General features: G+C 45.4%; 14 protein-coding genes. 10 read left to right on the top strand and 4 right to left on the bottom strand.

Going from position 1 to position 14,413, the window contains the following annotated elements; translation table 11 throughout:
• The first annotated feature begins 8 nt into the window (after window positions 1–8).
• The 6 genes from rmgP to MKX71_RS15335 all read left to right on the top strand — a co-directional run bounded on the left by rmgP (window position 9) and on the right by MKX71_RS15335 (window position 4,841).
• The gene (gene rmgP / locus MKX71_RS15360) at window positions 9–974 is read left to right on the top strand and encodes a polygalacturonan/rhamnogalacturonan ABC transporter permease (protein WP_029946384.1); all 966 of its coding nucleotides are present in this window, start codon (window positions 9–11) and stop codon (window positions 972–974) included.
• 7 nt (window positions 975–981) lie between these two features.
• Window positions 982–2,103 (top strand): unsaturated rhamnogalacturonyl hydrolase, encoded by a 1,122-nt coding sequence (gene rmgQ / locus MKX71_RS15355; RefSeq protein WP_144483400.1) that lies wholly within the window; start codon window positions 982–984, stop codon window positions 2,101–2,103.
• Window positions 2,100–2,603 carry a rhamnogalaturonan transport/degradation protein RmgS gene (gene rmgS, locus MKX71_RS15350; RefSeq protein WP_339231289.1) on the top strand — a complete coding sequence of 168 codons (504 nt, stop codon included), beginning with the start codon at window positions 2,100–2,102 and terminating at the stop codon, window positions 2,601–2,603. The genes rmgQ and rmgS overlap by 4 nt, the downstream gene beginning before the upstream one ends.
• An 11-nt stretch (window positions 2,604–2,614) precedes the next feature.
• Entirely contained in the window at window positions 2,615–3,901 is a 1,287-nt protein-coding gene (locus tag MKX71_RS15345) for a Gfo/Idh/MocA family oxidoreductase (RefSeq protein ID WP_339231288.1), read from the top strand.
• Between the two features lie 21 nt (window positions 3,902–3,922).
• On the top strand, window positions 3,923–4,591 hold the full coding sequence (locus tag MKX71_RS15340) for a YesL family protein (RefSeq protein ID WP_187001867.1): 669 nt from the start codon (window positions 3,923–3,925) through the stop codon (window positions 4,589–4,591).
• A 67-nt stretch (window positions 4,592–4,658) separates the two neighbouring features.
• Window positions 4,659–4,841, top strand: coding sequence for a sporulation protein Cse60 (locus tag MKX71_RS15335; RefSeq protein ID WP_003223398.1), 183 nt, complete (start codon window positions 4,659–4,661; stop codon window positions 4,839–4,841).
• A gap of 36 nt (window positions 4,842–4,877) precedes the next feature.
• On the opposite strand, the gene opuD is transcribed toward MKX71_RS15335, so the two are convergent.
• A complete protein-coding gene (gene opuD / locus MKX71_RS15330) occupies window positions 4,878–6,416 on the bottom strand; it encodes a glycine betaine transporter OpuD (protein ID WP_015384403.1) in 1,539 nt (512 codons plus the stop codon).
• Window positions 6,417–6,604: 188 nt separating this feature from the next.
• Complete coding sequence (locus MKX71_RS15325) at window positions 6,605–7,867, bottom strand: NAD(P)/FAD-dependent oxidoreductase (protein WP_003229222.1); 1,263 nt, start codon at window positions 7,865–7,867, stop codon at window positions 6,605–6,607.
• Between the two features lie 202 nt (window positions 7,868–8,069).
• Between MKX71_RS15325 and murJ the strand changes: the two genes are divergently transcribed.
• Both murJ and MKX71_RS15315 read left to right on the top strand, forming a co-directional pair.
• Window positions 8,070–9,704, top strand: a complete 1,635-nt coding sequence (murJ, locus tag MKX71_RS15320; RefSeq protein WP_015251430.1) for a lipid II flippase MurJ — start codon at window positions 8,070–8,072, stop codon at window positions 9,702–9,704.
• Window positions 9,705–9,772: 68 nt separating this feature from the next.
• Window positions 9,773–10,492: a pseudouridine synthase gene (locus MKX71_RS15315; protein WP_029318266.1), complete on the top strand. Its 720-nt coding sequence runs from the start codon at window positions 9,773–9,775 to the stop codon at window positions 10,490–10,492.
• A 121-nt stretch (window positions 10,493–10,613) separates the two neighbouring features.
• Here the strand turns inward: MKX71_RS15315 and MKX71_RS15310 are convergent, their stop codons facing one another.
• Window positions 10,614–10,835, bottom strand: coding sequence for a DeoR family transcriptional regulator (locus MKX71_RS15310; RefSeq protein ID WP_003152337.1), 222 nt, complete (start codon window positions 10,833–10,835; stop codon window positions 10,614–10,616).
• 289 nt (window positions 10,836–11,124) lie between these two features.
• On the opposite strand from MKX71_RS15310, the gene MKX71_RS15305 reads away from it, so the two are divergent.
• Window positions 11,125–11,835: an ABC transporter ATP-binding protein gene (locus MKX71_RS15305; RefSeq protein ID WP_015714539.1), complete on the top strand. Its 711-nt coding sequence runs from the start codon at window positions 11,125–11,127 to the stop codon at window positions 11,833–11,835.
• Window positions 11,832–12,989, top strand: a complete 1,158-nt coding sequence (locus tag MKX71_RS15300; protein WP_339231287.1) for an ABC transporter permease — start codon at window positions 11,832–11,834, stop codon at window positions 12,987–12,989. Before MKX71_RS15305 ends, MKX71_RS15300 begins: the two co-directional genes overlap by 4 nt.
• A 38-nt stretch (window positions 12,990–13,027) precedes the next feature.
• On the opposite strand, the gene pbuO is transcribed toward MKX71_RS15300, so the two are convergent.
• Window positions 13,028–14,326, bottom strand: a complete 1,299-nt coding sequence (gene pbuO, locus MKX71_RS15295) for a hypoxanthine/guanine permease PbuO (RefSeq protein WP_014480583.1) — start codon at window positions 14,324–14,326, stop codon at window positions 13,028–13,030.
• Between the last annotated feature and the right edge of the window lie 87 nt (window positions 14,327–14,413).

Genomic DNA, 14,413 nt, shown 5'->3' with positions numbered 1-14,413 from the left:
GGGAAAAAATGAAAACAGCAGAAGCGCAAGCGCCGGCTGTTGATACAGTCATTTTTAAAAAAGAAAAAAGAAAGCGCTTACTAATCAAGCTGATTCAGCAAAAATATTTGTACTTGATGATTTTGCCGGGGTGTATTTATTTTTTGCTTTTTAAGTATGTCCCGATGTGGGGAATTGTGATTGCGTTTCAGGATTATCAGCCGTTCCTCGGCATTTTGGGCAGTGAGTGGGTGGGGCTGAAGCATTTTATCAGGCTGTTTACTGAGCCTACATTTTTTCTCTTGTTAAAAAACACGCTCGTGTTATTTGCTTTGAACCTGGCCATATTTTTCCCGGTGCCGATACTGCTGGCGCTTCTATTGAACGAAGTGCGGATTGCTCTCTTTAAAAAATTTGTTCAGACGCTGATTTATATCCCGCATTTTATGTCTTGGGTCATTGTTGTATCGCTTTCGTTTGTGCTTTTAACGGTAGACGGAGGCTTGATTAATGAACTGATTGTGTTTTTTGGCGGTGAAAAAATCAATTTTCTGCTGAACGAAGAATGGTTCCGGCCCCTGTATATTCTTCAGGTTATCTGGAGGGAAGCGGGCTGGTCGACGATCATTTATCTGGCGGCCATTACAGCGGTTGACCCCCAGCTGTATGAAGCGGCGAAAATGGACGGAGCGGGACGGCTGCGGCAAATGTGGCATATTACGCTGCCCGCCATTAAAAGCGTTATCGTCGTTTTGCTGATTTTGAAAATCGGAGACACGCTGGAGCTTGGCTTCGAGCATGTGTATTTGCTGTTAAATGCGACTAACAGGGAAGTGGCGGAAATTTTTGATACGTATGTTTATACTGCAGGGCTGAAACAGGGCCAATTCAGCTACAGTACAGCAGTCGGCGTATTTAAAGCGGCGGTCGGGCTGATTTTGGTCATGCTTGCGAATCGTTTGGCGAAGAAATTTGGCGAGGAAGGAATTTATTAAGAAAGGGATGGGATCAATGGATCAATCAATCGCTGTAAAATCGCCTCTTACGTACGCGGAGGCATTGGCAAAAACCATTATGAATACGTACACAGTCGAGGAGCTGCCTCCTGCAAACCGCTGGCACTACCACCAGGGTGTTTTCTTATGCGGTGTATTGCGGCTGTGGGAAGCAACCGGGGAAAAGCGGTATTTTGAGTATGCAAAGGCTTATGCAGATCTCTTAATCGATGATTATGGCAATCTATTATTTAGAAGAGATGAACTGGATGCCATTCAAGCGGGTCTCATTCTTTTTCCATTATACGAGCAGACGAAGGATGAACGGTATGCCAAAGCGGCAAAAAGGCTGCGCGGCTTATATGGAACACTGAACCGGACGTCTGAGGGCGGTTTTTGGCACAAAGACGGTTATCCTTACCAAATGTGGCTTGATGGCTTATACATGGGGGGGCCGTTCGCACTGAAATATGCCAATCTGAAGCAGGAGCCGGAGCTGTTTGATCAGGTCGTGCTGCAGGAGTCATTGATGAGAAAGCATACGAAGGATGCAAAAACCGGACTCTTTTATCACGCCTGGGATGAAGCGAAAAAAATGCCTTGGGCCAATGAAGAGACAGGCTGTTCACCGGAATTTTGGGCACGTTCCATCGGCTGGTACGTCATGTCTCTTGCTGACATGATTGAAGAGCTGCCGAAGAAGCATCCAAACCGTCATGTGTGGAAAAACACGCTGCAGGACATGATGGAAAGCATCTGCTGCTATCAAGACAAAGAGACGGGGCTATGGTATCAGATTGTTGATAAGGGAGACAGGTCTGATAACTGGCTGGAAAGCTCAGGATCCTGCCTGTACATGTACGCATTTGCGAAGGGAATCAATAAAGGCTATTTAGACAGAGCTTACGAAACAACACTGCTAAAAGCGTATCAAGGCTTGATTCAGCATAAAACCGAAACATCAGAAGACGGCGCGTTTCTCGTCAAAGACATATGTGTCGGAACGTCAGCCGGTTTTTATGACTATTATGTCAGCCGCGAAAGAAGCACAAACGACCTGCACGGAGCCGGCGCGTTTATTTTGGCTATGACAGAGCTGGAGCCTCTTTTTAGGTCAGCGGGGAAATGACAAAAAGGATACGTACGGCTTTGTGTGTGATCGTCTCAGTGCTCTTTTTGGCATCGTGCTCAAGCAGGCCGGACGGAATGCATGTCATTCTCTTTTCTGATATGCAGGCTGGCGTACAGGAAAAAATAAAAAAGGCCGCCGAGCAGAATGCCGGGAAGGTCGATATCTTTCCAGCTTTTCAGGAAAAACTGCTGACTGAAATTACCGCTCATGAGGGAGATGTTTTCATCGTGCCTGAAGACATGTTTCAAGCTTACGATGATCCGGAAAATTTTCAGCCGTTAAACGGATTGCCTCCTGAAAAAACAACTCCTTATACAACTGTTAATAATAAAACAGGAGAAAAAACGATCTATGCCGTTCAGATCGAAAAAGGGAAAAAACAGCTGAACGGCTATTCTTTTCGATTGAATCGCGATATGGCGGCGTTTATCCCTGTGTATGCTGAAAAAACAGAGGAAGCGCTGCAGTTGATTTCTCAACTAACTGAAGCCCGATAGAGGTGAGGATATTGAAGAACATCGTCTTTTGCGGATTGAGCAGCAGAGCATTCAGTATGTTTATCAAACCGCTGTTGGAGCGGTTTTCAACTCATTATGAGATTACGGGATTGCTGGATGCCGATCCGAAACGTTTTGCCGTTTGCAAAAAGAAATTTCCCGAGCTGGCCCACGTGCCCGAGTTTAGCGAAGATGCTTTTGACGAGATGATGCGCGTGTCAAAGCCTGATATCGTCATTGTGGCAGGCAGGGACGATACGCATGTCACATATATTGTAAAAAGCCTTCAGTGGAATACAGATGTGATTACTGAAAAACCAATGGTGACAACAGTGCAGGATGCGAATCGGGTGCTTGAAGCGGAGGCCAAAAGCGAAGGAAAAGTCACCGTCGCGTTTAACTATCGCTACAGCCCGTTTCATCGGAAAATAAAAGAAATGATTCTGGACGAAAAAATAGGCAGGGTCACCTCCGTTGATTTAAATTGGTATATTGATACGTATCATGGCGCCAGCTATTTTAAACGCTGGAACAGGTCGAGACAGTTTTCCGGCGGTCTTTCTGTCCATAAATCAACACATCACTTCGATCTCGTTAATTGGTGGCTCGGGCAAAATCCGGAAGAGGTATTTGCTTATGGCGCCTTGAATTACTATGGGCCGGACAGTGAGTGGAACCCCTTGCCGGAAGAAGACGGGCGTTTTTGCGGGACGTGCCGGGTCAAAGAAAAATGCCACTACTATTCAAGGTGGCATCCCCGTTCCTCTAAAGCTTCTATAAAAGATGATCATCTCGAAGCAGGAGACCAGTCTAGCTTATATACTGCATACAGGCCTGACGCGTGTATTTTTGACGAGGAAATTGACATCGAGGATACGTACGTGGCGGCAGTCAAATATGATGGCGGCGCACTGTTAAGCTACTCGATTGTTTTTTCGGCCCCGTATGAAGGCTACCGGCTGACGATCAACGGCACAAAAGGGCGTATTGAATCAAATGAATTTCACGAACCTTCCAGAATTCCGTTTGCTTTTCCTGAGCAGACAATCGAATACTATCCGCTTTTTGAATCAAAGCAGACGATACAAGTAGTCAAAAATGAAGGGGGGCATGGCGGAGGTGATCCGCTTTTGCTTGAGGATCTTTTTTTAGGGAAAGACCCGCTGCGCCGCTATGATATTTTAGCCGGGGCTGAAGCTGGAGCCTACTCCATCGCGGTTGGTGAGGGAATGTGGCGCTCGGTTGCCGAAAAGAAGCCGATCGGCATGAAAGAGCTTTTTCAGATGCAGAATGTATAATGCAAAAAAGGAGGGGGCGCCATGGAACATGATGGCTCACTGGGACGGATGCTGCGTTTTTGCGAATGGATCATGAGATTTGCGTATACAAACTTGCTGTGGCTGTTTTTTACGTTGCTCGGTCTCGGTGTGTTTGGCATCATGCCCGCGACCGCGGCTTTATTCGCTGTCATGCGGAAGTGGATTCAGGGGCAGGACAACGTTCCCGTGCTCAAAACGTTTTGGCAGGAATACAAGGGTGAATTTTTTCGTTCAAATCTGCTCGGCGCTGTTCTGGCGCTCATCGGAGTGATCATTTATATTGATTTGGCCTTCATTTATCCAAGTCATTTCCTTCTGCACATCCTGCGCTTCGCCATTATGATATTTGGCTTTTTGTTCGTATCCATGCTTTTTTATGTGTTTCCGCTGCTCGTCCACTTTGACTGGAAAAAACGTCTGTATGTGAAATTTTCGCTCTTGCTCAGTGTGGCGTATTTGCAATATACGCTTACTATGCTTGCGCTGACTGTTGCTCTCTTTTTCTTGCTTGCGTACCTGCCCGGCATTGTCCCTTTTTTCAGCGTCAGCCTGATCAGCTACTGCCATATGCGAATTGTTTATGCCGTGCTGCTGAAAGTGGGGCAGCAAGGCGGCGAGCCACAGAGGGAATCCCATATACGGAAAGCTTTTTATCTGGAAACGAGATAATCATCATTTCTCTATCATAACGCTGTTCCAAACGGAATAGATTGATAGAGAAAGGAGAGCGGATAAAATGCTGAAGGTAGCGGTATTTGATGAAGAGCATGAAAAAGACTTACAGACGGAAATCAATTCATTTTTAAAAGGGATATCGGAGGAGCAGCTGATTGATATCAAATATACGGTTTCGGCCGCGTGCGACCCAGACGGCGAGCAGCTTTACTGTTTTTCCGCCCTTATTTTATATCGCAAATAAAAAGATCTTCCCGCAGGCGCGGAAAGATCTTTTTTGTTAATATGCTTTTTTCACTCTTGGACTTCTCGGTTTATCGAGTTTCTCCGCTTTTTTGATCTCTCTTCTTTCTTTTGAGAGCGATTGATAGAGAGAGGCAATCATCAGCAGGATAACGATAGAAAACGGCAGCGCTGCCAGAATCGCTGTGTTCTGCAAAGCGGCAAGCCCTCCGGAATATAGGAGCACAGCCGCCATGGCGGACTGAATGATCCCCCAGCTGAGTTTCACAGAATTCGCCGGATTTAAAGAACCGTACGACGTCTGCATGCCCAGCACGAATGTAGCTGAATCAGCAGACGTGATAAAGAATACTGCGATCAGAATCAATGCAAGGATCGATGTCACCATTGTCAGCGGATAGTGATCAAGTGTTCCGAACAGCATCGTTTCAGTGGACAGCTTTGCTACATTGAACGTGCCTTTTTGCTGGAGATCCATGGCTGATACGCCGAAAATGGAGAACCATAGAAATGTCAAAATACAAGGTGTCACCAAGACGCCAATTAAAAATTCTCGGATCGTCCGGCCTCTGGATACACGGGCGATGAAAATGCCGACAAATGGAGACCAGGAAATCCACCATGCCCAATAGAAAATCGTCCAGCTGTTAATCCATTCGCGTTTTTCAGGATCGTTCGGTGTCAGTCTGAAGCTCATTTGAACGATATTTTGAATGTATTGTCCGATAGAATCTGTAAATGAGTTCATTATCAGCACTGTAGGCCCGACAACGAGCATAAACAACATTAACAATCCGGCCAATACCATGTTTGTGTTGCTTAAATACTTAATTCCTTTTCCGAGTCCGCTCCACGCAGAAAGTAAAAAGAGCACTGTCACAATAATGATTAAAACCAATTGGACGATAAACGCATTCGGAATGCCGAACAGGTAATTCAAACCGCCGTTAATTTGGGTTGCGCCAAGACCAAGACTTGTTGACACCCCGACAACAGTGGCGAAAACTGCAATACAGTCAATGGCCTTTCCGATCGGTCCGTTTACTTTATCCCCGAGAATCGGTGACAGTGTGCTGCTGATTAACCCGGGTGCGCCTTTGCGGAATTGGAAATAGGCAATGCATAATGCCACAATGGCATAAATGGCCCAAGCGTGCAAACCCCAGTGGAAAAACGTATAGCGGAGTGCATCTCTGAAGGCTTGGGGGGTTTCTGTTTCACCTGATGGAGAGCTAATTGCGTAATGGCTGATCGGTTCAGCCGCACCGTAGAATACTAAGCCGATTCCCATGCCTGCGCTGAACAGCATGGCAAACCATGATAATAACCCGAATTCCGGTTTTTCATCAGGTTTTCCGAGTTTGATTTTTCCGATCGGGCTGAAAATCAAAAAGAGACAAAACCCGACAAACAAAGAGACAACTAAAAGATAATACCAACCAAATGAATCGGTAATAAATGCTTGTGCCGATTGAGACACATTTTGCAGGCTGTCAGGAGAAATAACACCCCATAATACAGCTGCAGCTGTGATTGCAATCACAATCCAAAATACACTAGATATATGTTTCAACATTTCTCACCCTCTAATTTTTTGTGTACGCCTATATCTTGCTCGCAGGCTTAGTATGGTCGTACGATGGCAGCTCATTCCTCTCTTAAAATTACCCCGCAATCAGGTGAAACAAAACAAGTCTCACCCTAACATGAATGCGGGGAATGTTCAAATGTGAGTTTGGCGGCAAGAGATTTAAAGAGTAATGATTAAGAACGGGCGTATTGCCCGGCATTTAGCCCTGCAAGCCTGCCTGTGACAAGGGCGGAGGTAATATTGTATCCGCCTGTGTAGCCATGGATATCCAGAATTTCACCGCAAAAATAAAGCCCCTCCATTTTTTTAGAAGCCATTTTTTTCGGGTCAATTTCTTTTACAGATACCCCGCCTCCCGTGACAAATGCCTTATCAAGCGACAGTGTGCCATTTGCGAGGACAGTAAACTGCTTGCAGTCCCTTACAAATTGTCTGAAAGGATCCTTCGGCAGCTCAGAAAACGATACGTTCGGAGAGATGCCGTTTTTTTCGAGCAGGAATAGGAGATAGCGCTCCTGCATCCAAGGCTTCAGCACGTTTTTAATGGTTTTTTTCGGTGCTTCCTTCAGTTCTTTATACATCTTTTGGAAAAGCGTTTCTTCATTGATATCCGGATACAAGTCGATTCTGATCGGCACTTGAGGCTGTTTTTTCAGCTCTTTTACGACAAATTGGCTGCATCTGAGAATGGCAGGTCCTGAGAGGCCGAAATGGGTAAACAGCATGTCCATTTTATGTGTGATAATCGGTTTGCCTTTTTTATTTAACACACTGACGGCTACATCTCTTAGTGATAAGCCCTGAAGTGTTTTTTGCTTAATGAACGGTTCGCCAGAAGTGACGGGAACCTCTGTCGGAAACAGCTCTGTTATGGTATGGCCCGCGGCTTCAGCCCATTCATAGCCGTCTCCCGTGCTTCCGGTATGAGGCACGCTTTTACCGCCGACAGCGATAATGACTGCCTGGCTATGGATCATTTCGCCATTATTCGTCACAATCCCTGCTGCCTGTCCATCTTCATATAAAACAGATTTAATTTTCTCGTTCGTTCTGATTGTTACGCGGAGCTGCTTCAGCCTGTTTAACAGTGCGTCAACGACACTTTGGGCTTTGTCGGTCACAGGAAACATCCGGCCGTGATCCTCTTCCTTCAATTGAATGCCGAGGTTTTCAAAAAACTTGATAATGTCCTCATTATTAAATTCAGAAAACGCGCTGTATAAAAAACGCCCGTTGCCGGGGATGTGCTTGATAATTTCTTCCACAGGAAGGCGGTTCGTCACATTACAGCGGCCGCCCCCGGAAATCGCGAGTTTCCGTCCTAATTTATTTCCTTTATCTATCAGCAACACGCCAGCGCCCTGTTCTCCTGCTGCAATCGCAGCCATCAAGCCTGAAGGGCCTCCGCCGATTACGATTACGTCATATTGTTTCATCTTTATCATCAACTTTCTTTTCATTTCGTGTGCGGACACCCCGTCCGCAGTACTATTATAGCGAAAGAAAGCCGCTCCTTAAACGTCTTTTGCCGCGGACATGAATGTTCACAGGATTGCTTTTGTATTTATTACCGTCTAAATGCCCAGTTGTGGTAAAATAGAAAAGTTGAATCTTCGTAGAAAATGGTGATGAAGAAACATGTCAAGCAAACTGTTAAGAGGCACGTTTGTATTAACGCTCGGTACATATATATCGCGGATTCTGGGGATGGTCTATTTAATTCCCTTCAGCATTATGGTCGGGGCGACAGGCGGTGCATTATTTCAATACGGATACAACCAATACACTTTATTTTTGAATATTGCTACGATGGGCTTTCCGGCCGCTGTTTCTAAATTTGTTTCCAAATATAATTCAAAAGGGGATTATGAGACAAGCAGGAAAATGCTCAAGGCGGGCATGTCGGTTATGCTCGTCACAGGAATGATAGCCTTTTTCATTCTGTATCTATCGGCTCCGATGTTTGCGGAAATATCGCTGGGAGGCAAGGATAATAACGGCCTGACAATTGATCATGTTGTTTATGTCATCCGCATGGTCAGCTTAGCGCTTTTGGTCGTACCGATTATGAGCCTTGTCCGCGGATTCTTTCAAGGGCACCAAATGATGGGTCCGACAGCTGTTTCCCAAGTCGTTGAACAGATTGTCCGCATCATCTTTCTATTGAGTGCGACATTCTTGATTTTGAAGGTTTTCAACGGCGGCCTTGTCATCGCTGTGGGCTATGCAACCTTCGCAGCGCTGATCGGTGCCTTCGGAGGGCTGGTCGTGCTTTATATTTATTGGAACAAACGGAAGGGCAGCCTGCTGGCGATGATGCCGAATACGGGTCCGACAGCAAACCTAAGCTACAAGAAAATGTTTTTCGAGCTGTTCAGCTATGCTGCTCCGTACGTTTTTGTCGGACTAGCCATCCCTTTGTATAACTATATTGATACAAATACGTTTAACAAAGCGATGATTGAAGCCGGTCATCAAGCCATCAGCCAAGACATGCTTGCGATTCTAACCCTGTATGTTCAGAAGCTCGTGATGATCCCGGTTTCCCTAGCAACTGCTTTCGGACTGACATTAATTCCAACGATTACTGAATCGTTTACAAGCGGAAACTATAAGCTGTTAAATCAGCAGATTAATCAAACGATGCAGACGATCCTGTTTTTAATTATTCCGGCTGTTGTCGGGATCTCTCTATTGTCAGGACCGACGTATACGTTCTTTTACGGGTCAGAGAGCCTTCACCCTGAACTGGGGGCAAACATTTTGCTATGGTATTCGCCAGTCGCAATTCTGTTCTCTTTGTTTACAGTCAACGCAGCCATTCTGCAGGGCATCAATAAGCAAAAATTTGCGGTTGTCAGCCTTGTGATCGGCGTCGTGATCAAGCTTGTGCTGAATGTTCCGCTGATCAAGCTGATGCAGGCTGACGGAGCGATTTTAGCGACGGCGCTTGGATATATCGCTTCCCTTTTATATGGGTTTATCATGATTAAGCGCCATGCAGGCTATTCGTATAAGATACTAGTTAAACGAACTGTTTTGATGCTGGTCTTATCAGCCATTATGGGTATTGCCGTGAAAATCGTGCAGTGGGTATTAGGCTTCTTTATTTCCTATCAGGATGGCCAGCTGCAAGCTGCGATTGTTGTGGTGATCGCGGCCGCTGTTGGCGGAGCTGTCTACCTGTATTGCGGCTACCGATTAGGATTTTTACAGAAAATTTTAGGCCGCCGTTTGCCAGGTTTCTTAAAGAAAGGCAGACATGCAGGCTGATGAACTAGATATGATGAAACTGAGGGCTCGCATGCTGCGGGCTTTCTTTTATAAAGGAGAGATTGGGAATGAGACTTGATAAGCTGCTTGCCAACAGCGGGTATGGTTCCAGAAAAGAAGTCAAAGCCGTTGTGAAGGCTGGAGCCGTGATGATCGACGGCAAACCTGCCAAAGATGTAAAGGCGCACGTTGATCCTGATACACAGGAGGTGACCGTATACGGGGAACCGGTTGATTATCGAGAGTTCATTTATCTTATGATGAATAAACCGCAGGGCGTGCTGTCGGCGACTGAGGACAGCCGGCAGCAAACAGTGGTCGATCTGCTGACGCCGGAGGAGATGAGATTTGAGCCATTTCCAGCCGGCAGGCTTGATAAAGATACAGAGGGCTTTTTGCTGCTCACAAATGACGGGCAGCTCGCACATCGGCTCCTTTCTCCTAAAAAGCATGTTCCAAAAACGTATGAAGTCCATTTAAAATCACAGATTTCTCGGGAAGACATCTCCAATTTGGAAACGGGTGTCTACATAGAGGGCGGCTATAAAACAAAGCCGGCAAAAGCGGAAATCAAAACAAACGACAGTGGCAATACCGTGATATACCTGACAATTACAGAAGGAAAATACCATCAGGTCAAGCAAATGGCAAAGGCTGTCGGCAATGAAGTGGTTTATCTGAAGCGGCTTTCGATGGGACGCGTTTCCCTAGATCCCGCTCTGGCACCCGGAGAATACCGTGAGCTGACAGAGGAAGAGCTTCATTTGCTCAATGAGCCGCAAGCATGACAAAAACCCCGCATACCGAATGCGGGGTTTTATTTATAAGCACACAAAAACAAGGCTCAGTAGTTTCTTCGCCCTACTATCTATCGGGCCGCTCTCAGGCGGCCCTATGTAATTTTTCAATTTATGAGGTAATCTTTACTTTCTTTCTCGTTGTCTCCCACTTGCCACGGCTTGGACTATGAACAAGATCATTATATGCCAACACATTTAAGTCTCTTTGAATCGTTCTAGGTGTAATGCCGAATTCGTCAACCAGTTCCTGTGTTGTCACAAGACCTTTTTCTTGGATAAACATGTAAACTGATTTGATTCGAGTTAGCATACGGTTTGTTGAAGGTTTCAAAAAACCACTCCCTATCATAAGATCGGATGGACTTGACTAACCACAACTCACGACTATCAACTGCGTACGAAATAGCAACAAAGGCAGACATCTGTAATTGTTAAAATAATTCGCCCTCATTATACACGATATTGCAGTGATGAATCTAGGGATAACTCCTATTAATTTTTTCCAATTCGCGTTGGGCAGCCATCCTTGTTGGATTACTATGTATTTCGGCTCAATATTATTATGGTTAAAGAAACTTTTTTTATTCTGTTTCGTAGTAAATTTTGGAGGTGGGTGAGTTTTGACAAATTTGCTTGAAGCTTCAATAGAACAGGCCGGGTATACAAGCCGAAAAAAAGTGCTCACCGATGTTTTTCTGGAAGTCAGAAAAGGGGAACTAGTTGGACTGATCGGAGCTAACGGCGCCGGAAAAAGCACCGCAATCAAGGCGATACTCGGCCTTTCAGAAGATTTTAAAGGGCATATTGCCTGGAACGACTGTTCATTTGCATATATTCCGGAGCATCCGTCCTTTTACGAAGAACTGACGCTGTGGGAGCATTTGGATCTGATCAGCACACTCCACGGCATTGAAGAGAGAGAATTTGCGCATCGGGCCCAAAGCCTGCTGCAGACGTTTTCGCTTGATCATGTCAAACATGAGCTGCCTGTCACCTTTTCGAAGGGCATGCAGCAAAAACTAATGCTTATCCAGGCCTTTCTCTCTAAGCCGGATATGTATGTGATTGATGAACCGTTTATCGGCCTTGATCCGATATCGACGAAACGCTTTGTGGACATGCTTAAGGCTGAAAAAGAACGTGGAGCCGGAATTCTTATGTGCACGCATGTACTCGATACCGCGGAAAAAATCTGTGACCGGTTTTATATGATTGAGAAAGGTTCATTATTTCTCCAAGGCACGTTAAAAGATATTCAGGACAAGACCGGATTAGAGGGGCAGTCATTGCTTGACTGTTTTTATAAGGCAGTTCAAGGTGATCGGCCATGAACGGGCGTACGCTCTTTTTTCGAAGGCTGTTTGACTATTACAAGTATCAGTTTAAAGTGTTGCATGCGGTCATTGACTGGACAGTCGCTCTCTATATTGTTTTGCCGGCGATTGCTTTTGTCATCTATCAGTATATTGATTTGATGAATGGAAGAGGTCTTCTTTATGAGTGGTCTGAAGTGGCGGAGTGGAGATGGCTGTACGCTGTGTGTGGGCTGATCATGTTTACAGGCTCGATTCGTACATTTTTAATGGAAGCGGACAAAGTGTTTTTGCTGCAAAAGAAGGAAATCATCTATCAGCTCAAACGGTACGCGCTTTTGTATTCTTTTCTCGTCACGATGGCTAAATGGCTGCTTCTCTTTTTCATTGTCTTTCCCTTGATCAGTCATTCTGTTCACATCACATTCGCAGAAAGCACTGCTCTATTGTGTTATTTGTTTGGCCTTCATATATTCTTTTTATCCTTAAAGCAAGACAGGATCAGAAAGCCGCGCTCCATTTCGAGATGGATTGGCGATATTTTTGTTAGAGCTATATTTTTTGCTGGTTCTGCTATCCTGATTGTTTTGACTCAGTGGCACTTGCTTGCGCTTTTTGGCATTTTATTTTTGCTTTTCTCAGTTATCCGCAGTTTGAAAAAGACGGCTTCGTTCACGGCTTTTGAAGCTGAGGTGACTGAAGAGAAAAAAAGCAGGCTTGCCCTTGCAGGACTTGTGATGATGATGAGTCAGGAGGCGGGAATGCCAAAAGTAAAAGACAGGATGAGAAGAAAACCGTTATTATACAGAAATTCAAAAAGGATATTTAAAAGACGAACGATCTGCACAGGCTATAAGGAATTGTTTTTTAAAGTCATGCTGAGGAATGGCGAGTATGCGAGGCAGATGTACATGCTACTGTCAGCTTTCACCGTTCTCATATTTGTTTCCCCAATTTGGCTTAAGGTGATTGCGCTGCTGGTATACACAGGGGTTTGCCTTTATATCCTGACGCTTATTTTTGACAAGGTCATGGATGCCCCTTTTTTAATTGGCACCGATAAGGAAAGTGATGAATATTATCGGGCCAGAAAAAGCTGTATCAACATCCTGCACTATGCGTTTGCCGCCTGTTGTTTTTTAGCGGCCGCTGTCTCTTTATTGTTTACATAAAAAACCCAAACGGCGACGTTTGGGTTTTTTGGTCTATGTTATAAAATAAACAGCTGGATGAAAAACAGAATGGCGAAAACGATGACGAGCGGATGAATCTCTCTCCATTTTCCCCGCGCCGCTTTTACGATCGGATATGAAATAAAGCCAAGCGCAATTCCTGTAGAAATGCTGGATGTCAAAGGCATGGCCAGAATGACGAGAAACGCTGGAAATGCCTCGTCCATCTCTTTCCAGTTCATATTGGAAACTGAACCCATCATCAGGCTGCCGACGATAATCAAAGCAGGCGAGGTGATGGCGGCTATACCGGACAAGGCGCTGACAAGCGGACTGAAAAACATTGAAGCCGCAAACATCACCGCGACAGTCAAAGCCGTAAGCCCCGTTCTTCCTCCGGCTGCGACACCGGCGGAAGACTCGATAAATGCAGTCGTTGGACTTGTGCCGAAAACAGCTCCTACTGTCGTCGCGGTTGAATCAGCAAGCAGCGCTTTTCGCACGTTCGGCAGCTTGTTGTTCTTCATCAGCCCGGCTTGCTCGGCAACTCCGATCATCGTGCCTGTCGTATCAAAAATGGTGACTAATAGAAAAGAAAAGACGACAGCGTACAGGCCGTGATGAATGACATCGCCAAAAGCGGTAAATGGATTTGAGATCATCAATCCTTCCGGCAAATGAGGAAGCGACATAAATCCCTTTGGAAAATGGAGCTGACCGGTGAAAAAGGCGATTAAAGCGGTAGCTGCCATTCCGATAAATAAAGCGCCGCTTACATTCAGCACCATCAGGACCACGCTGATCAAAAGGCCAACCAGCGTTAAGATAACACCAGGTGAATGCAGATTGCCGAGAGTGACCAGGTTTGACTCATCAGCTGCCACAATGCCCGCTTGACGCAAACCGATAAAAGCAATAAACAGCCCGATCCCTGTTGTGATCCCGTATTTTAAATTGTTTGGAATCGCTTCTATAAGTTGTTTTCTTAAAGGCGTTAACGATAGAATAATGAAGAGAACCCCTGCTGTAAATACTGCGCTGAAAGCTGTTGCGTACGTGATGCCGCCATCGCTTGCGCTTACGACATGAAAGGCTAAATAAGCGTTCAAGCCCATGCCGGGCGCAATAGCAATCGGATAATTTGCTGCCAGGGCCATCCACAGCGTTCCGACAATGGAGGCAATAATCGTTGCGGTGAAAACCTGGTCGAAAGGAACCCCGGCGTTAGCCAGAATGACCGGATTGACCACGACGATATAGACCATTGTGAAAAAGGTCGTCAGCCCTGCTATGATTTCTTGCTTTATGGATGTTTGCTGCTCTTTTAGATGAAACATAGTATCCTCCAATTACGAACGTTTTAACAAAACACCATTAATATTATTCGTTTTATTTGGTTTTTGCAAGTCATTTCTTGCGGAAAG

The sequence above is a fragment of the Bacillus sp. FSL M8-0071 genome (assembly GCF_037975455.1).
GTDB lineage: Bacteria > Bacillota > Bacilli > Bacillales > Bacillaceae > Bacillus > Bacillus subtilis.
Note: the sequence above shows the minus strand (reverse complement) of the source record. Positions and strands in the feature narration are given on the sequence as shown.